The 23,778-nt window shown below is 71.2% G+C and carries 19 protein-coding genes and 1 riboswitch; of the genes, 14 read left to right on the top strand and 5 right to left on the bottom strand.

Annotated features, from left to right (window positions below; genetic code table 11):
- Nucleotides 1-136 precede the first annotated feature (136 nt).
- The gene (locus ACSGDB_RS10070) at nucleotides 137-1,699 is read left to right on the top strand and encodes an alpha/beta hydrolase domain-containing protein (protein WP_434994517.1); all 1,563 of its coding nucleotides are present in this window, start codon (nucleotides 137-139) and stop codon (nucleotides 1,697-1,699) included.
- On the opposite strand, the gene ACSGDB_RS10065 is transcribed toward ACSGDB_RS10070, so the two are convergent.
- The gene (locus tag ACSGDB_RS10065; protein ID WP_434994516.1) at nucleotides 1,602-2,453 is read right to left on the bottom strand and encodes a type 1 glutamine amidotransferase; all 852 of its coding nucleotides are present in this window, start codon (nucleotides 2,451-2,453) and stop codon (nucleotides 1,602-1,604) included. The two genes, ACSGDB_RS10070 and ACSGDB_RS10065, sit on opposite strands and share 98 nt — an antisense overlap.
- Entirely contained in the window at nucleotides 2,453-3,724 is a 1,272-nt protein-coding gene (locus ACSGDB_RS10060; protein WP_434994515.1) for a MurT ligase domain-containing protein, read from the bottom strand. The genes ACSGDB_RS10065 and ACSGDB_RS10060 overlap by 1 nt, the downstream gene beginning before the upstream one ends.
- Nucleotides 3,725-3,827: 103 nt before the next feature.
- On the opposite strand from ACSGDB_RS10060, the gene pdxT reads away from it, so the two are divergent.
- The 9 genes from pdxT (at nucleotide 3,828) to ACSGDB_RS10015 (ending at nucleotide 13,869) form a co-directional block, all read left to right on the top strand.
- Entirely contained in the window at nucleotides 3,828-4,550 is a 723-nt protein-coding gene (gene pdxT, locus ACSGDB_RS10055) for a pyridoxal 5'-phosphate synthase glutaminase subunit PdxT (protein ID WP_434994513.1), read from the top strand.
- A gap of 2 nt (nucleotides 4,551-4,552) precedes the next feature.
- The gene (locus ACSGDB_RS10050) at nucleotides 4,553-5,311 is read left to right on the top strand and encodes a YebC/PmpR family DNA-binding transcriptional regulator (protein ID WP_434994512.1); all 759 of its coding nucleotides are present in this window, start codon (nucleotides 4,553-4,555) and stop codon (nucleotides 5,309-5,311) included.
- A gap of 36 nt (nucleotides 5,312-5,347) precedes the next feature.
- Nucleotides 5,348-5,923: a crossover junction endodeoxyribonuclease RuvC gene (gene ruvC / locus ACSGDB_RS10045; protein ID WP_434994510.1), complete on the top strand. Its 576-nt coding sequence runs from the start codon at nucleotides 5,348-5,350 to the stop codon at nucleotides 5,921-5,923.
- Nucleotides 5,924-6,051: 128 nt separating this feature from the next.
- Entirely contained in the window at nucleotides 6,052-6,681 is a 630-nt protein-coding gene (ruvA, locus tag ACSGDB_RS10040) for a Holliday junction branch migration protein RuvA (protein ID WP_434994508.1), read from the top strand.
- A complete protein-coding gene (ruvB, locus tag ACSGDB_RS10035; RefSeq protein WP_434994507.1) occupies nucleotides 6,678-7,793 on the top strand; it encodes a Holliday junction branch migration DNA helicase RuvB in 1,116 nt (371 codons plus the stop codon). The genes ruvA and ruvB overlap by 4 nt, the downstream gene beginning before the upstream one ends.
- A gap of 99 nt (nucleotides 7,794-7,892) precedes the next feature.
- A complete protein-coding gene (gene yajC / locus ACSGDB_RS10030; RefSeq protein ID WP_434994506.1) occupies nucleotides 7,893-8,471 on the top strand; it encodes a preprotein translocase subunit YajC in 579 nt (192 codons plus the stop codon).
- A gap of 85 nt (nucleotides 8,472-8,556) precedes the next feature.
- Nucleotides 8,557-10,302: a protein translocase subunit SecD gene (gene secD / locus ACSGDB_RS10025; protein ID WP_434994505.1), complete on the top strand. Its 1,746-nt coding sequence runs from the start codon at nucleotides 8,557-8,559 to the stop codon at nucleotides 10,300-10,302.
- Nucleotides 10,299-11,297, top strand: coding sequence for a protein translocase subunit SecF (secF, locus tag ACSGDB_RS10020; protein ID WP_434994504.1), 999 nt, complete (start codon nucleotides 10,299-10,301; stop codon nucleotides 11,295-11,297). Before secD ends, secF begins: the two co-directional genes overlap by 4 nt.
- A gap of 154 nt (nucleotides 11,298-11,451) precedes the next feature.
- Nucleotides 11,452-13,869, top strand: a complete 2,418-nt coding sequence (locus ACSGDB_RS10015) for a RelA/SpoT family protein (RefSeq protein ID WP_434994503.1) — start codon at nucleotides 11,452-11,454, stop codon at nucleotides 13,867-13,869.
- A gap of 35 nt (nucleotides 13,870-13,904) precedes the next feature.
- Here the strand turns inward: ACSGDB_RS10015 and ACSGDB_RS10010 are convergent, their stop codons facing one another.
- Entirely contained in the window at nucleotides 13,905-14,558 is a 654-nt protein-coding gene (locus ACSGDB_RS10010) for a hypothetical protein (protein ID WP_434994502.1), read from the bottom strand.
- Between the two features lie 90 nt (nucleotides 14,559-14,648).
- A complete protein-coding gene (locus tag ACSGDB_RS10005) occupies nucleotides 14,649-16,373 on the bottom strand; it encodes a DUF349 domain-containing protein (protein ID WP_434994501.1) in 1,725 nt (574 codons plus the stop codon).
- A 353-nt stretch (nucleotides 16,374-16,726) separates the two neighbouring features.
- Here ACSGDB_RS10005 and hisS point away from each other — a divergent pair, with 353 nt between their 5' ends.
- On the top strand, nucleotides 16,727-18,055 hold the full coding sequence (gene hisS, locus ACSGDB_RS10000) for a histidine--tRNA ligase (RefSeq protein ID WP_434994500.1): 1,329 nt from the start codon (nucleotides 16,727-16,729) through the stop codon (nucleotides 18,053-18,055).
- 164 nt (nucleotides 18,056-18,219) lie between these two features.
- Here the strand turns inward: hisS and ACSGDB_RS09995 are convergent, their stop codons facing one another.
- Nucleotides 18,220-19,482 (bottom strand): APC family permease, encoded by a 1,263-nt coding sequence (locus tag ACSGDB_RS09995; RefSeq protein ID WP_434994499.1) that lies wholly within the window; start codon nucleotides 19,480-19,482, stop codon nucleotides 18,220-18,222.
- Nucleotides 19,483-19,695: 213 nt separating this feature from the next.
- Between ACSGDB_RS09995 and aspS the strand changes: the two genes are divergently transcribed.
- The 3 genes from aspS (at nucleotide 19,696) to ribD (ending at nucleotide 23,764) form a co-directional block, all read left to right on the top strand.
- A complete protein-coding gene (gene aspS / locus ACSGDB_RS09990) occupies nucleotides 19,696-21,501 on the top strand; it encodes an aspartate--tRNA ligase (protein WP_434994498.1) in 1,806 nt (601 codons plus the stop codon).
- A gap of 232 nt (nucleotides 21,502-21,733) precedes the next feature.
- A riboswitch (FMN riboswitch) is annotated at nucleotides 21,734-21,875 on the top strand.
- A gap of 117 nt (nucleotides 21,876-21,992) precedes the next feature.
- Nucleotides 21,993-22,676 carry a nicotinamide riboside transporter PnuC gene (pnuC, locus tag ACSGDB_RS09985; protein ID WP_434994496.1) on the top strand — a complete coding sequence of 228 codons (684 nt, stop codon included), beginning with the start codon at nucleotides 21,993-21,995 and terminating at the stop codon, nucleotides 22,674-22,676.
- Entirely contained in the window at nucleotides 22,673-23,764 is a 1,092-nt protein-coding gene (ribD, locus tag ACSGDB_RS09980; RefSeq protein ID WP_434994494.1) for a bifunctional diaminohydroxyphosphoribosylaminopyrimidine deaminase/5-amino-6-(5-phosphoribosylamino)uracil reductase RibD, read from the top strand. Before pnuC ends, ribD begins: the two co-directional genes overlap by 4 nt.
- Nucleotides 23,765-23,778 lie beyond the last annotated feature (14 nt).

Below are 23,778 nucleotides of genomic sequence, written 5' to 3'. Positions count from 1 at the left end.
GTGTCGAAATGCTTCGCTGCCTGATGATCTCGCGTCCACCCGGACCGGCGCTCACCGGGCGGGGGCGCACGGCACCGACGCCGCTGCGATGCGAGGCGCGCCGGGCAGTGCAGCCCGGCCTCGAGAAGGAGCACCGATGAGTCATCGTTCCCGAACATCCATCCTGCTGACACTGTCCCTCGCGCTCACGGGTCTCGGCGTGTCGGCAGGCCCCGCCGGCGCGGCCCCGCCCGCGCCGAAGGTCGCGCCGGCACCGGACGGCACGACGCCGATCCCCGCCGTGGAGGGGCCCCTCGCCTCGACCGAGGACTCCTACCCGTTCGGCGCCGCCGATCACCAGGAGGTTCCGCAGGACCTGGGACGGCTGGGCTACGTGGAGGAGGAGTACCTGGTCAGCGGCACCTCGAACGTCTACACGTGGCCGTCCGCCGGGCCGGCCCAGATCCGTACCGAGGACGCGCCGTACACCACCCGCGTGCTCGTCCGGAAGCCCGCCAAGGGCCAGAAGTTCAGCGGCAACGTCGTCGTCGAGATGCTCAACCCGAGCAACCTGTTCGACCTCAACATCGGCTGGGCCATGGCGCAGGAGCAGATCGTGGCCAACGGCGACGCCTGGGTGGGGATCACCGCCAAGCCGATCGCCGTGCAGGCGCTGAAGAACTTCGACCCGGAACGGTACGCGTCCCTCTCCTTCGCGAACCCCCTGCCCCTGGATTATCCGCGCAACTGCGCGACGGTCGCGGCCGATTCGGCCCGGACCACCGAGAACGGGCTGATCTGGGACATCTACTCGCAGGTGGGGGCGTGGCTGAAGAGCAGCGACGCCGACAACCCGCTGCGCTACGGAGCACGGGACTCCCAGGTGGAGCACGCCTACGGCTTCGGCTACTCCCAGACCGGCGGGTACCTCGTGAACTACATCAACGGCGTGCACCCGCTCGTCGTCGAGTCCGACGGAAAGCCCGTCTACGACGCCTACATCGTCGCCGTCGCCGGTGGTGCCTTCGCCGGCGCCTACCCGATGAACCAGTGCGAGCCTGCTCCTCCGGCCACCGACACCCGCCGCCAGTTCGAGGACGTCGGTGTGCCGATCATGCGCATCATGTCGCAGTCCGACTACCTCCTCGGCATCGGCTCCCGTCGTGCGGACAGCGACGAGCCCGGCGACGAGTACCGGCACTACGAGATGGCCGGTGCCGGCCACGCGACGCCGGACGAACTGACGTTCTCGGCGTCGTCCGCGGACATCCTCGCGGCAGGGCGCGCCGTCCCGCCGGCGTCGTGCAACGAGGGCCCACGCAGCAGGTTCCCGAGCTCCATCTTCTTCAACGCCGCGCTCCGGAACCTCGACCTCTGGGTACGGGAGGGCATCGCACCGCCGCGTGCCGAGCCGATCCTGGTCCGTGACGGGGCTCCCGTGCTGGACGAGTTCGGCAACGTGCAGGGCGGGCTCCGTTCGCCGTTTCTCGACGCGCCGACCAGCACCTGGTACGGCACGGCCACAGGGGCGTCGTTCTGCTTCATCGCGGGCTACGAGCGGCCGCTGTCGCAGGACGTGCTCGACGGCCTATACCGGAACCACGGAAGCTACATCCGGGCGGTCAAGGACAGTGCACGGACCCTCGAGGACGAGGGGTTCCTGACCCGCTACGACGCCCGCGAGCTGTGGCAGGACGCGGCACGCAGCGACATCCCCTGACCGGGGGCCGGCGGGCGAGCTCGGCGAGCGAGTCGTCGATCCCGCCGGGCTCGAAAGCACCGAACTTCCGTTCGGCGGCGGTACGCAGGAGGAAGTCGGCGATCGCCGGGTTCTTGGGCAGCAGCGAGCCGTGCAGGTAGCTCGCAACGATGTTCCGGTAGCGGGCGCCCTCGTGCTTCTCCTCGGCGTTGTTGCCGGCGCCCTTGACCACGGTCGCCAGGGGCCGCAGCCCGTCGCCGAGGAAGGTCTGCCCGCTGTGGTTCTCGTAGCCGTGGATCTCCCCGAACTCCTCGCTCGTGGCCACGACGTTCCCGATGAGCCGCTCGGAGCCGCCGCGGGTCTCGAGGTCGAGCACCCCGATGCCCGGGATCACGGTGCCCTCGACGGTGCGGAAGCTGTTGCCAAAGAGCTGGTACAGCCCGCAGATGAGGAGCATCGGGGTGCCGTCCTCGGCGAGGTCCCGCAGGCGTGGGGCGATGGCCTGCAGGTCCTCCTGGATGACCACCTGCCCGCTGTCCTGGCCGCCGCCGCCGACGATGATGTCGACGTCGTCCGGGAACGGATCGCCCGCGTTGTGCTCGAGGATCTCCGCGCCGTAGCCACGCCAGGCCAGGCGCTGCTTCAGCACGAGGACGTTGCCGTAGTCGCCGTAGATATTCATCTCGCGCGGGTACAGCTGCAGGATGCGCAGCGACCCCTTCTGCGGGTCGGTGGGGGCCCCGGTGAGGGCGGCGGCGGATGGGGCGTCACTCATCAGGAGACCACCTCGACCTTCGTGATCTTGGACAGCTCGCGGCGTACCGCGAGCATGGCGGTGTAGGTACAAAAGATGCGCTTCGGACGCCCCGAGGCGACCCGGATGAACTGCCGGAGGGCTTCGGTGGTGTCGGGTTCGACGGCGCCGACCCGGACGTCGTCGTACGTCAGGCGCAGTGCCATGTCGTAGGCGCGGACCCCGCTGACCAGGTCCACGCCGCCCAGACCCAGCGAGTCGAAGTCCACGTCCCACAGCCAGGACATGTCGCGTCCGTCGGCGTAGTTGTCGTTGATGGCGATCATGGTGGCGCACCCGGCGGGATCGAAGGACTTCAGGCCCAGGCGGAAGCCGCTCGGATTCTTGACCAGCACCAGTTCCAGGGCCTGGCCGTCGACGACGAGGCTCTCGCCCCGGCCGAACGCCGGTTCCACGGCGGCGAGGGAGGAGAACAGGCGGCCGTTGTCCGCGCTGCCGCCGAGGACGGCGCGGGCGGCCGCGAGGGCCGCCGCCGCGTTGAAGATGTTGTAGACGCCGCGCAGGCGGAGGTGGGTGTGCGTCGTCGCGCCGTCCACGTCGAAGGTGGCCGACGCGCCGTCCACGGACGCGAGGACGACGTCGGCGGGCAGCGCCGAGGCGGGGGCGGTGCCCGCGGCGCCGCGCAGTTCGTCGTCGTTCGGGAAGGTGCTGCGCAGCGAGGCGTCGAGACCGAAGTACACGACGTCGGCCGCCGTGATCGACGCCGCCAGGCCGGCGACGCGCGGATCCTCGCGGTTCAGCACCACCGTGTCCGTGGTGGCGAGCGCGATCCGCTCGAGCAGGCGCGTGGTCGCGTCGATCTCCCCGAAGCGGTCCAGCTGGTCGCGGAGGACGTTCAGCAGCAAGGAGTACCGGGGAGGGACGAGCTTCACGAAGTGCACGGCGTGGGCCTCGTCCAGTTCCAGGACGGCGACGTCGGCCCTGAGGCGCCCGCGCCAGTCGACCTCGCCGAGCAGGGCCGCGGCGACGCCGCGCGTGAAGTTGCTGCCCGTGCGGTTGGTGAACACCGTGAGGCCCTGGCCCTCGAGGAGCTCCACGACCATCTTGGTGGTGGTCGTCTTGCCGTTCGTGCCGCTGACGACGACGACGCCGCGGGGGAGGGTGGACAGCGCGCGGCCCATGAAGCCGGGGTCGAGACGTTCGACCACGAGGCCCGGGAACGCGGAGCCGCCGCCGCGCAGGCGGGAGGCGAAGCGCGCAGCCTTGCCCACGAGAACTGGAAGGGGATTCATGCCTCCAAATTATCGCAGCCCGGCCGGCCTTCCCGGGACGCGGCGGGGAGGCGCTCCTCACGCCCCCGGCGAGGACGGGGGCGGGAGAACCTAGAATCGGAGGATGACCTTCCCGTCCGCCCCGGCTCCTCCGCCCCGCTCCGACGTCGTCGTCGGCGTCCTCGCCGTCCAGGGCGACGTCCGCGAGCACATCGCGACCATCGAGTCCCTCGGCGGGCGCGCGGTGCCCGTCCGGCGGGCCTCGGAACTGGCCGGCGTGGACGGCCTGATCATCCCCGGCGGGGAATCGACGACGATGGACAAGCTCACCCGCACCTTCGGACTGGCCGAGCCGCTGCGCGAGGGCATCGCCGGCGGGTTGCCCGTCTACGGCTCCTGCGCCGGGATGATCATGCTCTCCGACGTCCTGGCGGATCCGTCGACGGACCGCCTCGGCAACCCGCAGCAGACGCTCGGAGGGCTGGACATGGTGGTGCGGCGCAACGCGTTCGGGCGGCAGCGCGAGTCCTTCGAGACGGATCTGGCCTTCGGCGGTCTCGCCGCGACCGGGGATGCGTCCGGCACCGATCCGGTGCGGGCCGTGTTCATCCGCGCGCCCTGGGTGGAGAAGGTGGGCGAGGGCGTCGAGGTGCTGGCGCAGGTGCCCGCGGCGGAGACCCCCCAGCCCGGGCCCCCGCCGGACGGGGACGGCGCCGACTTGGAACCGGTCGCTAGAATTGTCGCAGTGCGTTCAGGGAACCTGCTGGCCACGAGCTTCCACCCGGAGGTCACCGGCGAGCGGCGGGTCCACGAACTGTTTATTCGGATGATCAGAGGAGAAGCGTAGGCATGTCGGGGCACTCCAAGTGGGCAACAACGAAGCACAAGAAGGCCGCGATCGACGCCAAGCGCGCGAAGTCCTTCGCGAAGCTGATCAAGAACATCGAGGTCGCGGCACGGGCCGGCGGCGCCGACGTCGCCGGTAACCCGGGTCTCGAACTGGCCGTCTCGAAGGCCAAGAAGACCTCCGTCCCGATCGACAACATCAACCGCGCCGTCAAGCGCGGGGCGGGGCTGCTCGGCGAGGCCGTCGACTACCAGACCATCATGTACGAGGCCCGCGGACCCCAGGGCTCGGCGCTGCTGATCGAGTGCCTCACGGACAACAAGAACCGCGCGGCCTCCGAGGTGCGCCTCGGCATCTCCCGCAACGGCGGCACCGTCGCCGATCCCGGCTCCGTCGCGTACCTGTTCGCGCGCAAGGGTGTCGTCACGCTGCCGAAGAAGGACCTCACCGAGGACGAGCTGCTGATGTCCGTCCTCGACGCCGGCGCCGACGAGGTCAAGGAGTCGGCCGAGACGTTCGAGATCGTCTCCGAGCCGCAGGATCTGCGGGCCGTGGTCGCGGCGCTCGACGAGAGCAGCATCGAGTACGAGACCGACGACGTCGAGTTCGTGCCGTCCATGCAGGTGGACCTGGACGCCGACGGAGCGCGGAAGTTCCTCAAGCTCGTGGACGCCCTCGAGGAGCTCGACGACGTCCAGAACGTCTACTCGAACGCGCACCTCCCGGACGAGGTCCTCGCCGAGCTCGAGAACGACGACTGACATCGCCCGTCCCCGCCCCGGGCGTGGGGTAGCCCCGTGACCTTCCGTGTGATGGGCGTCGATCCCGGGCTGACGCGCTGCGGGCTCGCCGTCGTCGACATCGAACCGAACCGGCGCTCCACCCTCGTGGCCGTGGGCGTGGTCGGCACCGACGCCGGCCAGAGCCTCGACCAGCGGCTGCTGGTCATCGCGGAGGCCGTCGACACGTGGCTGGACCTGCACGAGCCGCAGGCCCTCGCCGTCGAACGCGTGTTCAGCGGGACCAACATCAGCACCATGATGGGCACGGCGCAGGCCTCCGGCGTCGTCATCGTGTCCGCCGCGCGCCGCGGCGTCCCGGTGGCCCTGCACACGCCCACCGAGGTGAAGGCCGCCGTCACCGGCAACGGGCAGGCGGACAAGGTCGCGGTCACGAAGATGGTGACGAAGATCCTGCGCCTCGACACGCCGCCCCGGCCCGCCGACGCCGCCGACGCCCTGGCCCTGGCCATCACGCACGCGTGGCGCCGGGGAGTGGGGACGCAGGGTGCGGCCGCCGCGGCGGCGGGTGCGCTGCTGACCCCCGCGCAGCGCCTCTGGGCCGAGGCGGAGGCCCGTGCCCGGCGCCGCTGACCGGACGGCCCGCGGTGTGGCGACTCGTGCGCTTCGCGGGACGCCGGTACCGTAGTGCATTAGAACGTATGTTCGACGCCGGGTGGACGCCCGGCGGTCCCGCCCCGCAAGTGCCCTTGGAGCCCTTCATGATCAGTTCCCTCCGCGGAACAGTGACCCACGTGGGCCTGCACTCCGCCGTCCTCGACGTCAACGGCTTCGGTATGCAGGTCCAGGCCACCCCCCAGACCCTCGCCGGGCTCCGCGTGGGGGAGCAGGCCACGATCGCCACGGCCATGATCGTCCGCGAGGACTCGATGACACTCTTCGGCTTCGAGGACGCCGACCAGCGCGAGGTCTTCGAGACGCTCCTGGCGGTCAGCGGCGTCGGGCCCCGCCTGGCCCTCGCCGTCCTCGCCGTCCACACGCCCGACGCCATCCGCATCGCCGCGGCCGCGGGCGACGACAAGGCGTTCAGCAAGGTGTCGGGCATCGGGCCCAAGGGCGCCCGCCGGATCGTGCTCGAGCTCGCCGGCAAGCTGGTCCCGCTCGACGCGAAGCCCGGCGTGCCCAAGCAGACCTGGCAGGGCCAGGTCCTCACCGCCATGATGGGCCTCGGCTGGTCCGAGAAGGACGCCGGCGCGGCGATCGACGCCGCCGTCGAGGAAGCGCCCGAGGTCGCCGCGACCGGTGACGTGGGCCAGATCCTGAAACTCACGCTGCGCCGGCTCGGCCAGGACGGTGCCCGCAGCTCGGCCCGGACGAAGGTGGGCACATGACCGACAAGCAGCAGGAGGAGGCGCCGCTCGTCGCGCCGGCCGCCGATCCCGAGGACCGTGCCGTCGAGGCGGCGCTCCGGCCGAAGAACCTCGACGACTTCGTGGGCCAGAAGCGCGTGCGCCGTCAGCTCTCGCTGGTCCTGGAGGCATCCCGCCTGCGGGGCCGCAGCGCGGACCACGTGCTCCTGTCCGGGCCTCCCGGCCTCGGCAAGACCACGCTCGCCATGATCATCGCGGCGGAGATGAACGCGCCGCTGCGCATCACGTCCGGGCCCGCCATCCAGCACGCCGGCGACCTCGCCGCCATCCTCTCCTCCCTCACCGAGGGCGAGGTGCTCTTCCTCGACGAGATCCACCGCATGTCCCGGCCCGCCGAGGAGATGCTCTACATGGCCATGGAGGACTTCCGCGTCGACATCATCGTCGGCAAGGGGCCCGGGGCCACGGCGATCCCGCTCGAACTGCCGCCCTTCACCCTCGTCGGCGCGACGACGCGCGCGGGGCTGCTGCCCGGCCCGCTCCGCGACCGGTTCGGCTTCACCGGGCACCTCGAGTTCTACTCCACCGAGGAGCTCGAGCTGGTGCTCCGCCGCTCGGCCATGCTCATGGACATGAAGGTCAACTCGGCCGCGTTCGCCGAGATCGCCGGCCGGTCCCGGGGTACCCCGCGTATCTCCAACCGCCTGCTCCGGCGCGTCCGGGACTGGGCGCTGGTGCACGGCGTCGACCTCATCGACGCCCGGTCCGCGGGAGCGGCACTGGACATGTACGAGGTGGACGCGCGGGGACTGGACCGGCTGGACCGCTCGGTGCTCACCGCGCTCATCACCAAGTTCAACGGCGGGCCCGTGGGCCTGTCGACCCTGGCGATCGCCGTCGGCGAGGAACCGGAGACGGTCGAGACCGTCGCCGAGCCCTACCTGGTCCGCGAAGGCATGCTGGGGCGTACGCCGCGAGGCCGGATCGCGACGGCCGCCGCATGGCGGCACCTGGGGATCGAGATGCCCGCCACCGTGGCCGCGGCGATGCCCGAGGACCTCTTCTCCGTGACCCCCGAGGACCTCCTGGACGCGGAGGCGGACGCCGACAGCTGGGCGCAGCCGGACTCCTGACACGGGGACGCTCAGGAAACCGCTCTACACTGGTGTCTCACGATGTGTGCCGCGGCACAGTCCTGCCACCCACACCCCATCCCCAGGAACGGATCCCCAGTGCTTGCACATGTAGTCGCCCAGCCCACCACCGGTCAGTCCGGAGGCTTCGACATCTTCAATCTGCTGCTCCCGCTGGCCCTGGCCTTCCTCATCTTCACCATGTTCCGCCGGCAGCGGAAGGCGCAGCAGCAGGTCAAGGACATGCGGACGCAGATGGAACCCGGTACCGAGGTCATGACCCAGTTCGGCCTCTTCGGCACGATCGTCTCGATCGACCAGGAGAACAACAAGGCCGTCCTCGAGCTGTCGCCCGGGAACTTCGCGACGGTCCACACCCAGGCGCTGTCGAAGGTGGTCCAGCAGGAACCCGCCGTGGCCGCCGGGGACACGGACGCCGCCGTCGTCGAACCGGCGGACCGCGCCGGCCTCGACGGCGTGGTGGCGCCCGACGACGCCTCCTCCATCGACGGCGTCGACCGCGGCCCCGCCGGTGGTTCCAGCGTCGCCGGCACCCCGGGGTCCCCCTCGGGCGCCGAGACGCCCGAGGAGACCCTGGCGCGCCTGGACCGGGAGGCGCAGCGGGAAAACCGCGACGCGCGCAACGCCCGCGACCCGAAAGCGGACCCGGACAACTAGCATTCCGTAGGGTGCCGGTCCCCGGACCGGCACCCCCACGATCCACCGGCGCACCAGACACGCCACTTCATAAGGACTTCTCACCATGCCTCGTACCGGTCCCGGGACGGCAGCCAAGCGGACACTCGTCTGGCTGGGCGTACTGACAGCACTGCTCGCCACCCTGCTGGGAGCGGGCGCCCACTGGGGCACCGCGAGCTGGAGCCCGCGCCTGGCCCTCGACCTCGAGGGGGGCACCCAGATGATCCTGGCCCCCCGGGTCCAGGGCGGCAGTGAGATCACGCCCGAACAGCTCGACCAGGCGGTGGAGATCATCCGCCAGCGCGTCGACGGATCCGGTGTCGCGGAAGCCGAGATCAGCACGCAGTCCGGCCAGAACGTGATCGTCTCCCTGCCCGGCACCCCCGACGCACAGACGCGCGACCTCATCCAGGCGTCGGCGCAGATGGAGTTCCGCCCGGTCCTCGCCGGCGGACCCGGGCAGGCGCCGCCGGCCGAGACCCCCACGCCGGAGGACCAGCTCCCGACGCCGGCCGCGGAGCCGCAGAACGCGAGCGATCCCAACTGGATCACCCCCGAGCTGTACAAGGAGTTCGAGGCCCTCGACTGCCTCGACCCGGCAGCGCTGGAGCCCGCCGAGGAGCCCGCGCCCGCCGACGAGCCGATGGTCGCGTGCGAGCCGGACACCCAGGGCAAGTACATCCTCGGCCCCGTGGAGGTGCCCGGAACCGACATCACCACGGCCAGCTACGGGCTGCAGCGCAGCCAGGGGGGCCAGTCGCTCAACAGCTGGGCCGTGAACATCGACTTCAACGACGAGGGCACCGAGACCTTCCGCGAGGTCACCGAGCGCCTCTACGCGCTCGGGGAGGGCGACCCGCGCAACCAGTTCGCGATCGTCCTCGACGGCCGGATCGTGTCCGCCCCGACCACCAACGCCGTCATCCCCGACGGCAACCCCCAGATCAGCGGCAACTTCACGGAGGAATCCGCGGCGGCCCTCGCGGAGCAGCTGAAGTACGGAGCGCTGCCGATCAGCTTCGAGATCCAGAGCGAACAGCAGATCTCCGCGACCCTGGGTGCCGACCAGCTGCGCCTCGGGCTCATCGCCGGCCTCATCGGCCTCCTGCTCGTCGCTGCCTACTCGATGTTCCAGTACCGGCTCCTCGGCCTGGTCACCATCGCCTCCCTCGTCGTCGCCGGTGTGCTCACCTACCTGGCCATCTGCATCCTCGGCTGGACGGAGAACTACCGTCTCTCGCTCGCCGGCGTCGCCGGCCTGATCGTCGCCATCGGCCAGACCGCGGACTCGTTCATCGTCTACTTCGAACGCATCCGCGACGAGCTCCGCGAGGGGCGCGGCCTCGTCTCCGCCGTCGAGAACGGCTGGCGGCGGGCCAAGCGCACGGTGCTCGCCTCCAAGGCCGTGAACCTGCTGGCCGCGCTCGTGCTCTTCTTCGTCGCCGTCGGCAACGTCCGTGGTTTCGCGTTCACGCTCGGCCTCACCGCGATCGCCGACCTCATCGTCGTCTTCCTCTTCACCCACCCGGTCCTCCGGCTCCTGGCGAGGACGAAGTTCTTCGGCGAGGGCCACCCGTGGTCCGGCCTGGACCCGAGCCGGCTCGGCGGCATCCCGCTCTACCGCGGTGCCGGGCGCCTCCGCCAGCCGGGCGAGGGCACGGTCAAGCCCGTCGCCGTCGCACGGACCAAGAACAAGGGCGCCTCCGCCGAGGCCGAGCGTCGCCTGACCATCGCCGAGCGTCGCCGTGCGGAACAGCAGAAGGCCCTCGCGGGCCGCACCGGTTCGTCCCAGAAGGAGACCAACGAATGAGCCGCACGAACTTCGCCACCTTCGGCAACGAGCTGTACTCGGGGAAGCGCTCCTACCCCTTCGTCGCCAAGCGGAACCTCTGGTTCCTCATCGCCGGCATCGCCCTCCTGATCTCGATCATCATCCCCGTCGTCAAGGGCGGCTTCAACCTCGGCATCGACTTCCGGGGCGGCTCGGAGTTCACCGTGTCCTCCGCGCAGGACACGGATCCCGCGATCGGCGAACGGGCCGTGACCGACGTCGTCCCCGAGGCCGTGCCGCGGGTCACCAACATCGCGGGCGACACCATGCGCGTCCAGACGGAGCGCCTCTCGGACGACCAGACGCTGAGCGTGCGCGACAGCCTGGCGAGCGGGTACGGCGTGGGCGAGGACCAGGTCACCTCGAGCTTCGTGGGCCCCACCTGGGGTGAGGACGTCAGCCGGCAGGCCCTTCTCGGGTTCGGGGTGTTCGTCCTCCTCGCCGCGATCCTCATGGCGGTCTACTTCCGCACCTGGAAGATGGCCCTCGCCGCGATGGCCGCCCTGGTGGTGGTCATGGTCGTCACCGCCGGGCTCTACTCGCTGAGCAACTTCGAGGTCACGCCGTCAGCCATCATCGGCTTCCTGACGATCCTGAGCTACGCCCTCTACGACACCGTGGTGGTGTTCGACAAGATCCGCGAGAACACCTCCGACATGAAGACCTCCACCGAGCGCACGTTCGCCGAACAGGTCAACCTCGCGGTGAACCAGACGCTCGTGCGGTCCATCAACACCTCCGTCGTCGCGATCCTCCCGGTCGCCTCGATCCTGTTCATCGGCGCCTTCCTCCTGGGCGCCGGTACCCTCCAGGACCTGTCCCTGGCCCTGTTCATCGGCATCATCCTCGGCACGCTCGGCACCATCTTCATCGCCGCGCCCCTCTACGCCGCGCTCCGGCTCAACGAACCCGAGCTGAAGAAGCAGGAGGAGAAGGTGCTCGCCCGGCGCTCCCTCGCAGCGCATCCCGCCTGAGCGACCCATGGGCCATAGCACCGCCGGCCGCAGGCAACCCGTCCGGGTTCCCTGCGGCCGGCGGCGTTCTCCGCACGGCTAGAATTGGACCGTCGCACGACCGGTGGTATCGCGGGCCCTCCACGGGCCCGGGATCGAGATTGAGGGATGGCACATGGCTGAAGCGGGTAAGCCCACGGCAGGGCCCGACGGCGGCCCGGCCGCGCCCGTGGCGGGTGGGCAGGGCCCGATCGCCACCGATGCCGCGCGCCCCGCAGCGTCCCGCGGCGTCGTGCAGCCCGAGACGCCGGGCTCGGCGCCGTCCGCGGCGAGCGCCGACCAGGTGGCCCCCGGCCGGCGCGGACGGACCCGCGCGCGTATCGCCCGGCTGACCGGCCGCGGCTCCTCCGGCTACTCGCCCGTGCTCGAGCCGCTCCTGCGGACCGTGCGGGCGAACAACCCCAAGGAGGATCTCGACCTCATCCAGCGGGCCTACCTCGTCGCCGAGCGCAGCCACGAGGGGCAGACCCGCAAGAGCGGCGACCCGTACATCACGCACCCGGTCGCCGTCGCCACCATCCTGGCCGAGCTCGGCATGACCGGCACCACGCTCGCGGCGGCGCTGCTGCACGACACCGTCGAGGACACCTCCTACACCCTCGAGGAGCTCAAGCGCGATTTCGGGCCCGAGGTGGCCATGCTCGTCGACGGCGTGACCAAGCTCGACAAGGTCTCCTTCGGCGACGCCGCGCAGGCCGAGACCGTGCGGAAGATGGTCGTCGCCATGGCGAAGGACATCCGGGTCCTCGTCATCAAGCTCGCCGACCGGCTGCACAACGCCCGCACGTGGCGCTTCGTCTCGCCCGCCTCCTCCGCCAAGAAGGCCCGGGAGACCCTCGAGATCTTCGCCCCGCTCGCCCACCGGCTGGGCATGAACACCATCAAGTGGGAACTCGAGGACCTGTCCTTCGCGGCCCTGCACCCCAAGGTGTACGAGGAGATCGTCCGCATGGTGGGGGACAGGACCCCCGAGCGCGAGAAGCACCTCAGCCTCGTCCGGAACCAGATCGAGGAGGACCTGCGGACCGTCAAGATCAAGGCGACGATCACGGGGCGGCCCAAGCACTACTACTCCATCTACCAGAAGATGATCGTCCGCGGTAAGGACTTCGACGACATCCACGACCTGATGGGTGTGCGCGTCCTGGTGGACAGCGTCCGGGACTGCTACGCGACCCTCGGCTCCCTGCATTCGCGCTGGAACCCCCTGCCGGGGCGGTTCAAGGACTACATCGCGATGCCGAAGTTCAACATGTACCAGTCGCTGCACACCACCGTGATCGGTCCGGGCGGCAAGCCCGTCGAGATCCAGATCAGGACCCACGACATGCACCGGCGCGCCGAGTACGGCGTCGCCGCCCACTGGAAGTACAAGAGCGGCGGCCGGCAGCTCGAGGCGCAGGACGGCGGGGACATGGGGTGGCTGCGCAGCCTCGTGGACTGGCAGCAGGAGACCTCGGACCCGAACGAGTTCCTCGACTCCCTGCGGTTCGAGATCAACGCCGCGGAGGTCTTCGTCTTCACGCCCAAGGGCGAGGTGATGGCGCTGCCGGCCGGGTCGACGCCGGTGGACTTCGCCTACGCCGTCCATACCGAGGTGGGTCACCGGACCATCGGGGCGAGGGTCAACGGGAAGCTCGTGCCCCTCAACAGCACCCTCAACCACGGTGACTCGGTGGAGATCTTCACCTCGAAGGCCGAGGGGGCAGGCCCGAGCCAGGACTGGCAGGGCTTCGTCAAGAGCCCGCGCGCACGCAACAAGATCCGGCAGTGGTTCACGAAGGAGCGGCGCGAGGAAGCCGTGGACAAGGGCAAGGACCTGCTCACGCGCGCCATGCGCAAGCAGAACCTGCCCCTGCAGCGCATGATGACGCACACCGCCCTGATGACCGTGGCGGAGGAACTGCACCACCAGGACATCTCGGCGCTGTACGCCGCCGTCGGGGACGGCCACACTTCCGCCCAGAACGTGATCGAGCACCTCGTGGCTCTCATGGGCGGGCACGAGGGCGCGGAGGAGAGCATCGCCGAGACCGTGGTGCCGGCGCAGCCCCGGCGCCCGAAGTTCTCCGACTCCGGTGTGACCGTCCGCGGCGTCGGCGACGTCTGGGTGAAGCTGGCCCGCTGCTGCACCCCCGTGCCGCCGGATCCCATCATCGGGTTCGTCACCCGCGGCTCGGGCGTCTCGGTGCACCGCAACGACTGCCGGAACGTGCAGGAGTTGCGCGACCAGCCGGATCGCATCGTCCCTGTTGACTGGGCTCCCACGCAGTCGAGCGTGTTCCTGGTGGAGATCCAGGTCGAGGCCCTCGACCGCAAGAGCCTGCTCTCCGACGTCACGAGCGTGCTCGCCGAGAACCACGTGAACATCCTCGCGGCCAACGTGAACACGTCGTCGGATCGGGTGGCGATGTCCCGCTTCGCGTTCGAGATGGGTGACCCCAAGTACCTCAGCCACGTCCTCAGCGCCGTCCGGCGCATCGACGGCGTGTTCGACGTCTACCGGACCACCGGCTCGCAGCGCCGGCCCTGACGGCGGGGGCCGGACGGCGGTCGGTGCGCGCCGGCTCATCGTGTCCGGTCCGCCGGCCGCCGGGCGGTCCGCACCCTCGACAGGGCGCGTGTCTTCCCGGGCACCCGGGAGGCGTTGACGAGCGCCGCCTCCACGAGGCGGAGCGGGCAGCCCAGGTCGCGGTCGCGGCCGATCGCGCGCAGGATGTCCACCGCGTCACGGTCCTCGCCGTGCACCGCGATGTCCAGGGCCGTGCGAAGCGGTGTGGTCACGGCCACCCCGCCGACCCTGTTCACGTCGAACGGGCCGAGGGCCACCTGGTGCATGACGGCGGCGCTGAAGGGCGGCAGCGCCGTGGTCCGGCGCCGGTGGTCCGTCACGAGGCTGACCACGGCGGGAGGCGCGGCGCACCCGTACACCCAGGCCGCACAGGACCGGCCCAGTGCCACGCGGGGCCGCACCGACTGCGGGATGCTCCTGGCCGCGGCCTGCGAACGGATGGCGGGGTTCTCGCGGACGTCGCTCCTGAGGTAGGAACCGCCGAAGACGAGGCGCACCAGGCCCTCGAGGCGCATGGCCTGCAGCTCCGCCGCGCCGAAGATGTCGCCGGCGTGGAAGAGCACGCCGCCGGTCGAGGTGACGGGAGGGTGCAACGCCCCCGGGTAGCGTTCGGGAGGAGCTGCGGCCGAGGGGGTGTGCAGGGGAGCCATCCCCTCAGCATGGGGATCGCGCAGCCCACGGAAAAGCCCTCCGGCGCCCATGTGGACAAGGGTGCCGGAGGGCTTCCGCCGCGTGCGCCGCTAGGAGAAGTCCTGGGCCGATCTCTGCAGCATGTCGAGCCACTGCTCCCGGGCGGCCAGCGCCTCGCGGGCCGTGGCGATCTTCTTGGCGTCACCGTCGCGCTCGGCGGCGGCGAGGTCCTGCTTGAGCTGGGCGATGGTCGCTTCGAGCTGGCTCAGGGCACTGTTGGTGCGCGCCTTCGTCTCGGGATTCGTCCTGGTCCAGTGCTCGTCGTCGGCGGCCTTGACGGCGTCCTCCACCTTGCGGAGGCCGGCGTCGATGCGGCCCATGTCGGCGCGCGGGACCTTGCCGGCCTCGTCCCACCGGTCGCGGACGGACTGCAGGGCCTTCTTCGCCGCGGCGAGATCCCTGATCGGCAGGATCTGCTGGGCCTCCCGCAACAGGGCCTCCTTGGCCACCAGATTGCCCGCGTACTCCTCGTCGACGGCTTCGTTGGCCGCCTTGCGGGCCTCGAAGAACCGGTCCTGGGCGGCGCGGAAGCGGGCCCACAGGGCGTCGTCGTCCTTGCGGCTGGCCCGCTTGGAGGCCTTCCACTCGTCCATCAGGTGCCGGTACTCGGCCGCGGTGTGGCCCCAGTCCGTCGAGCCGGACAGCTGCTCGGCCCGCTTGATCAGGGCCTCCTTGGCCTGCTTGGCCTCGGCGTTGTCGCTGTCCAGCTGGGAGAAGTAGGCGCGGCGGTGGCGGTCGAAGACGGTGCGGGCGGAGCGGAAGCGCTTCCAGAGCGCGTCCTCCGTGCCGCGGCCGAGCCTCGGGCCGTTCTTCTGGGCGGCCTTCCAGAGCTCGAACAGCTCGTTCATCCGGGTGCTGCTGGCCTTCCACTGCACGGTGGAGGGGTCGCGGCCGGCAAGTTCCTCCGCCTCCGCCACGATGGCCTCGCGCGCCGCGAGCTCCTTCGCCTTCAGCTCGTCCTGGACGGCCCGTTCGGCCTTCTCGAGCCCCGCGATGGCCCCGAGCAGGGCGTCGATCCGGGCCTCGAGGGCGACGACGTCGCCGACCACCTTGCGTTCGCCGACCTGCGAGCGCAGGTGCTTGGCGGTCTTGGCCATGTCCGAGGCCGGAGCCTTGGCCTGGACCCGCTGTTCGAGCAGCGCCACCTGGCTGACGATGTCGTCGAACTTGCGCACGAAGTAGGCGAGTGCCTCCTCGCGCGTGGCATCCGGGTACTGGCCTACCGGGTGCTCCTCGCCGTCGACGAGCAGGAAGACGTGGCCGTCCTCCTCGACGCGCGCGAACCGGGCGGCCTCGGCCAGCGGCGTGCTGTGCGCGACAGGGGCTGCCACCGGCGTCTTGGCCTTCTTCAGCGGGCGCGGGGCCATCGTCGTGGGAAGCGGCGGGCGGGGCGCGGCCGCCTGCGGCGACGGGCTGCCGAGCGGCGCTGCCTCGGCGGCGGACGGAGTGTCCCCGGCCGGGGCGGCGTCCGCGGGTGCGGCCTGCTCTGCCGGGGCGGCGTCCGCGGGTGCGGTCTGCTCTGCCGGGGCGGCGTCCGCGGGTGCGGTCTGCTCTGCCGGGGCGGCGTCCGCGGGTGCGGTCTGCTCTGCCGACGCGGGAGGAACGTCTGCCTCGGCGTGGTCGGCCGGGGTCCCGTCGGCGGGTACCGCTGCCGAGTCCTCGGCTGCGGCGGTCTCTGCCGTCACGGATGCTGCGCTGGCGCCGTCGCCTGCCGCAGCGTCCTGCTGCGGGTCCTGGCCGATGGTCGTGTCGTCGGATTGCTGACTGTCTGTCACCGCTAGAAGTCTTTCGCTCGTCGGATGGCCGTGAACCGCGCCAGGGCCATGTCGTGCAGGGTCTCGGAGTCTATCGCTCGTGCCGACGGGGAACGGCGGGACGCGCCTTCCGGCCGATCTCGCTCCGCACCCCGCCCCGACCTCGCTACCGGGAACCTGCCCTGAGGCTACTTTACCCATTGGCCTGCGTTCCGCGGCATGGCCGGAGGCAGGCGCACGGGGCTGCACCGGCCGCCGTCCGGTCCGGGCTTTTCCCGCGGAGGCCGACCGGCACCTAGGATTGAGGCCGCAGAACCGGATCGCCCGATGTCGGGACGACGACCGGACAACCCGCGCACGAGGAGATCCCCCCAATGGCCCGCAAGGCATCACTGTCAGGCTTTCCCGAATGGCTCCCCGAGGAGCGCCTGATCGAGCTCCACGTGCTCGAGGTGCTGCAGCGCACGTTCGAGCTGCACGGGTTCTCCAGCATCGAGACACGCGCCGTCGAGACCGTGGACCATCTGCTGCGCAAGGGTGAGATCGACAAGGAGGTGTACGCCGTCTCCCGCCTGCAGGCCGATGAGGCGTCCGCCTCGGAGAGCGGCCTGGCCCTCCACTACGACCTCACCGTGCCGTTTGCACGCTATGTCGTCGAGAACGCAGGCCACCTCGCCTTCCCCTTCCGCCGGTTCCAGATCCAGAAGTGCTGGCGTGGCGAGCGTCCGCAGGAGGGCCGTGCCCGCGAGTTCACGCAGGCGGACATCGACGTCGTCGGCGACGGGTCGCTGCCGTTCCGGTACGACGTCGAACTGGCCCTCGCCGTCGTCGAGGCCCTCGGTGCCCTCCCGATCCCCGACTTCACCCTGCGCGTCAACAACCGCAAGCTCGCGGAGGGGTTCTACCGCGCGATCGGGCTCGAGGACACGGCGGCGGTGCTGCGCAGCATCGACAAGCTCGAGAAGATCGGACCAGAGAAGGTCGGCGCGCTGCTGCGCGACGAGGTCGGAGCGAACGAGGAGCAGGTGCGTCTCGCCCTCGACCTCGCCGGGATCCGCACCGCGGACACGTCCTTCGTGGAGCGTGTCCGTGGGCTCGGCGTCACGAACGAGCTGCTCGAGGAAGGGCTCGAGGAGCTCCGGCAGGTCGTGGGGGAGGCGTCGCGGCGTGCGCCAGGCCGGGTGGTCGCGGACCTCAGCATCGCCCGCGGGCTCGACTACTACACGGGCACCGTCTACGAGACGGTGCTCGACGGGCACGAGGGGCTCGGCTCCATCTGCTCCGGCGGGCGCTACGACTCGCTCGCGCGCAAGGGCAACCGCACGTTCCCCGGCGTCGGGCTGTCCATCGGGGTCACCCGGATCGTCTCGCGGATCCTCAGCCAGGGCTTCGCAACCGTATCGCGTGCGGTGCCGACGGCGGTTCTGGTGACGCTCGCGGACGACGACGCCTGGTCGCAGGCCCAGGACGTCGCGACGGCACTCCGGAGCCGCGGCATCTCCGCCGAGGTGGCCGCGACGGCCGAGAAGTTCGGGAAGCAGATCAAGTTCGCCGATCGCCGGGGCATCCCGTTCGTGTGGTTCACCTCGACGGACGGCACGCACGAGGTGAAGGACATCCGGTCGGGTGACCAGGTGCCGGCGGACCCGTCGTCCTGGACGCCGCCGGCGGACGACCTCCGACCCGTCGTCGCCCGGGCCTGACGCGGCCCTTGCGGTGCGGACCGCCGCGGCGGGAGTGCAAACCCGGGGGAACGTTGCACCGGGTCTGCACCGCCGCGCCGGGTGCACGCACGGAGGCGGGGACGTTGCCCCGGGTCTGGGCCGCCGCGCCGGGTGCACGCACGGAGCGAGTGCCGGACGGTTCGTCAGGCTCGGCGCCGACGACGGGCCAGGACCGCGAACCGCACCGCCACCCCGGCGGCGAGCACCCCGAGCATGGTCAGCACCGACGTCGCCGGCAGGGTGAAGGCGAGCACCAGGCAGGCTGCCGCCCCGACCGCGTTGAGCCACCGCGGGGCGTACCACTGCCGGTCGGAGAGCGTGAACGCGGAGACGTTCGCGATTGCGTAGTAGACGAGCACCCCGAAGCTGGAGAACCCGACGACGGTCAGCACGTCCGTGGCGAGCAGCAGGACCACCACGACGACGGCGGTCGTGACATCCGCCACCCACGGCACCCCGAACCGCGTCGAGATGCGCGAGAGGACCGGGGGGAGGTCCCTGTTGCGGGCCATCGCGAGGCTCGTACGGCCCACGCCGGCGATCAGGGCGAGCAGGGCGCCGAGGCTCGCGAGCGCCGCCGCCGCGACGACCACGGTGTCGAGCACTCCGGCGGCGCCGTCGGGCTGTGCCGCCGCGTCGACGACGTCCAGCAGCGGCGCCGTCGACGCGGCGAGGGCCTCCGGACCGAGGGCGTGGAGGAGCGAGAGTGCCAGGAGCAGGTACAGCGCGAGGGTGAAGCCGAGGGCGCCGAAGATCGCCCGCGGGATGTTCCGGCGGGGGTCCCGCACCTCTTCGCCCATGGTCGCGATGCGCGCGTAGCCGGCGAAGGCGAAGAAGAGCAGGGCGGCAGCCTGCAGGACGCCGTCCACCCCGCCGGGCGCGGCGGACCCGGTCGCGGGGGCCGCGGGTGCGGTGAACGCCACGACCACGACGAAGGCCAGGACGGGCACGACGAGCGCGACGATCACGCGCGTCGCGAGGGCCGTCCGCGTGACCCCGAGGAGATTCACCACCGTCAGCCCGACGACGGCGGCCACGGCGGCTGCCTTCTCCGCCCCCGGTGCCGCGTACAGGCCGAACGTGAGGGCCATCGCCGCGCAGGATGCCAGTTTGCCCGTGACGAAGCCCCATCCGGCGAGGAACCCCGGCCAGGGACCGAGCCGCTCCCTGCCGTACAGGTAGGTACCGCCGCTCGAGGGGTAGTGGACGGCGAGCGAGGCCGTCGCGGCGGCGTTGCAGTAGGCCACGAAGCCCGCGATGACCACTGCGAGGGGCAGCAGCGCGCCCGCCGAGGCACTGGCGGGGGAGAAGACCACGAAGGCGCCGGCGCCGATCATCGCACCGACGCCGACCGTGGTGGCATCGAAACCGCCCATCACGCGGCGCAGTCCCGGTGACTGGGTCATGGTCCTCCTCGATGGCTGGGGAACTCGGCGGATCCGGAGCCCGACGCGTCGTGAACGCCGCGATTCCTGAGCGGGACGGTCCCACGACGCGGCGGTCCCGGGTGGCTGTCCGGCCGGTCGGGACCGGACCGGTAAAGTTGGACCGGTTTGCATCAACTCTAGGCAGGCGAGCTCGCCTGCGACTCATCGAACGTATCTGTGGGAAGGAATGCTGTGCTCCGCACGCATGAACTCGGCTCGCTTCGGCCCGAGCACGTAGGACAAACGGTCACCCTGGCGGGATGGGTCGCCCGTCGCCGCGATCACGGCGGCGTCGCGTTCCTCGATCTCCGGGACGCCTCCGGGGTCGCGCAGGTCGTCGTCCGCGAGGAGGACGTCTTCTCGAGCCTGCGCAACGAGTACGTCCTGCAGATCGTCGGCGAGGTCCAGCAGCGCCCCGAGGGCAACGAGAACCCGGCCCTGCCCACCGGTGCGATCGAGGTCATCGCGGACACCGTGACCATCCTCAACACCTCGGACCCCCTGCCGTTCCAGATCGACGAGCACGTCGAGGTGGGCGAGGAGGCGCGGCTGCGCCACCGCTACCTCGACCTCCGACGCCCCGGCCCCCAGGCGAACCTGCGCCTCCGGTCCGAGGCCAGCCGGATCGCCCGCGAACTCCTGCACGCGGACGGGTTCGTCGAGATCGAGACCCCCACCCTGACGCGTTCCACGCCCGAGGGTGCCCGCGACTTCCTGGTGCCCGCGCGCCTGGCCCCCGGCTCCTGGTACGCCCTTCCGCAGTCCCCGCAGCTGTTCAAGCAGCTCCTGCAGGTCGGCGGGTTCGAGAAGTACTACCAGCTGGCCCGCTGCTACCGGGACGAGGACTTCCGGGCGGACCGCCAGCCCGAGTTCACCCAGCTCGACATCGAGGCCAGCTTTGTGGAGGAGGACGACATCATCGCCCTCGGCGAGCAGCTCGTCGCCGCGCTCTGGAAGCTGATCGACGTCGAGATCCCCCTGCCGATCCGCCGCATGACGTACGCCGAGGCGATGGCCAAGTACGGGTCGGACAAGCCGGACCTCCGCTTCGGGCTCGAGCTCACGGAGCTGACCGAGTTCTTCAAGGACACCGGCTTCGGCGTCTTCAAGGCCCCTTACGTGGGTGCCGTCGTCATGCCCGGCGGCGCGTCGCAGCCGCGCCGGCAGCTGGACGCGTGGCAGGAGTGGGCGAAGCAGCGCGGCGCGAAGGGCCTCGCCTACGTCCTCATCGACGACGACGGCAGCCTCCGCGGCCCCGTCGCCAAGAACCTCACCGACGCCGAACGCGAGGGCCTGGCCGGCGCCACCGGGGCGAATCCCGGCGACTGCATCTTCTTCGCGGCCGGCGACCGGGCGTCCTCCCGCGCCATCCTCGGCGCCGCCCGGGTCGAGATCGGCCGCCGCACGGGACTCATCTCCGAGGGCGACTGGGCCTTCGTGTGGATCGTCGACGCGCCCATGTTCGAGCCGGCCTCCGCCGCCGTCGCCGCGGGCGACGTCGCCGTCGGGGGCGGCGCGTGGACGGCGGTCCACCACGCCTTCACCTCCCCGAAGCCCGAGTTCCTCGACACGTTCGACACCGATCCGGAGAACGCCGTCGCCTACGCCTACGACATCGTGTGCAACGGCAACGAGCTCGGCGGCGGATCGATCCGTATCCACCAGCGCGACGTGCAGGAGCGGGTGTTCGCGGTCATGGGCATCAGCAGGGAGGAAGCGCAGGAGAAGTTCGGCTTCCTGCTCGAGGGCTTCAAGTACGGGGCGCCCCCGCACGGCGGCATCGCCCTGGGCTGGGACCGGGTGGTCTCGCTCCTCGCGGGGACGGATTCCATCCGCGACGTCATCGCGTTCCCGAAGTCCGGTGGCGGGTTCGATCCCCTGACCGCGGCTCCGGCGCCGATCACAGCACAGCAGCGCCGGGAGGCCGGCGTCGACGCGAAACCGAAGGCAGATGCCACGCCCAAGCCAGATGCCACGCCGAAGGCCGCCGAGGGCTGATCGCCGGCTCTCCTCCTTCGAAGTGCAGCAGTGGCGGGTGCGGGTTCATGGCACCCGCCACAGCTGTATCCCGGGGACGCGGCGGAACGGACACCGTCTGGACGGACGTCGGCGGAACGGACACCGTCTGGACGGACGCGGCGGAACGGACGCACCGGTACTGCTTCGCTGTCGGACGAATTGTGACCGATGGGCGGGGGAGCGCGGGCGGGCTGTGAAATAATCGGCGGAGTACGTGCTCCGGGGTCGGTGTAAGTCCGAACCGGCGGTGATAGTCCGCGACCCGCTCAACGTCCCGCACCCGCGGGGTGGCGGCGGTTGAGCCGGTGGAATTCCGGGACCGACAGTCAAAGTCTGGATGGGAGAAGCACGAACAGCAGGGACTGACCGCTGCCCGTCGCCGGGCCGCGGCACCTGTCGTGGCAGCCGCCGCGCCGGGGCGTCCCTTCTGCTGCCGTTGCCCGGAGCCGTCGACTCGGTGAAGGATTGGCATGGATTTTCTGCAGTGGCTCTTCGAAGCCCGCATCCCCGTAGGCAACGGTTCCCTCCTGCTGCGCGAAGTGATGGGCAACGTCTTCGGTCTCCTCAGCGCCCTCGGTGGCATGCGCCGGCGCGTGTGGGCCTGGCCGGTCGGGATCGTCGGCAACGTGCTGCTCCTCACCGTCTTCCTCGGATCCCTCTTCGGCGCCGCGAGCGCCGCCAACCTGCTGGGGCAGGCCGGGCGGCAGGTCATGTTCATCGCCGTCTCGATCTACGGGTGGCGCCGGTGGCGGGCCGGCCGTGACCAGGGCGGCCAGGCCGTCGAACCCCGCTGGGCCGGGACGAGGGCCCGCATCGGGATGGTCTCCTTCATGATCGTGGGCACCTTCGCCCTGACGCCCCTGTTCCGCGTGCTCGGCTCCTACGAGCCCGTGTGGGCCGATGCCTGGACCTTCGTCGGCTCCCTCCTGGCCACCTACGGGATGGCCAAGGGCTGGGTGGAGTTCTGGCTCGTGTGGGTCGCCGTCGACATCGTCGGCGTGCCCCTGCTGTTCAGCGCGGGATACTACGCCAGCGCCTTCATGTACCTGTTCTACGGGGCCTTCACCCTCGTCGGGTTCTTCGTCTGGGCCCGTGCCCAGGCCGCCGAGAAGCCGCGCATCGAGACCCTCCTGCCGGATCCGACTCTGCGATGAGCACGACGACGAGCCCCCGGACCACCGCCGCGGAGGCGTCCGCCATGCTGCACGCCCTGGACCTCGCCGGCCGGGGGGTGCGCGGCGCCAACCCCCTGGTGGGCGCCGTCCTGCTCTCCGCCGACGGCACCGTCCTGGGGGAGGGGCACCACCGGGGGGCGGGCACGCCGCACGCGGAGCCCGCAGCCCTCGCGGACGCCCGGCGGCGCGGCACCGACCCGCGCGGCGCCACCATGGTCGTCACCCTCGAGCCGTGCAATCACACCGGCCGGACCGGCCCGTGCAGCGAGGCACTCGTCGAGGCCGGCGTGGCCCGCGTGGTGTACGCGGCCGACGACGTCAACGGTGCCGCAGCCGGCGGGGCCCGCCGGCTGCGGGAGGCCGGCGTGGACTGCGTCGGTGGCCTCGAGGCCGCCCGCGCGGGGCACCTCAACCGGCGGTGGACGGCGTCCGTCGTCGCCGGTCGCCCCTTCGTCACACTGAAGTCCGCGCAGTCCCTCGACGGGCGCGTGGCGGCCCGGGACAGCTCCAGCCAGTGGATCACGGGCGCCGAGGCCCGCGCTGACGGCCACCGGATCCGAGCCCTCGCCGACGCCGTCCTCGTCGGCACCGGGACCGTCCTCGCCGACGATCCGCGCCTCACCGCACGCAGCGGCGCCGCGCTGCCAGACACCGCGCTGTCCGACGCCGGGAACGCCGCGGCGGCGTCACCGGAACGGCGCCCCGGACTGCGGGTCGTCCTGGGGCGGACCCCCGTCCCCGACGACGCCCTCGTGCGGGGCGAGGGCTTCCTCCACCTCGACACGCGGGACGTCCACGAGGCCCTCGGCGACCTCCACGCCCGGGGCGTCCGGCACGTCCTCGTCGAGGGAGGGCCACGCATCGCCTCCGCCTTCCTCCGGGCCGGAGTGGTGGACGAGCTGTTCAGCTACGTCGCTCCGCTGATCCTCGGTGACGGCGCCCCCGCCTTCCCCGACCTCGGTGTGGGAACCCTCGCCGACGCCGTCCGCTGGGTGCCCGACGACGCCGGCGGGCCCGCCGTCCGGCAGTTCGGCCCCGACGTGCGGCTGCACCTCGGACCGCCCTAGCCTCCCGCCCGACC

The organism is Arthrobacter sp. Ld5 (assembly GCF_051172775.1).
Lineage (GTDB): Bacteria > Actinomycetota > Actinomycetes > Actinomycetales > Micrococcaceae > Arthrobacter_D.
Note: the sequence above shows the minus strand (reverse complement) of the source record. Positions and strands in the feature narration are given on the sequence as shown.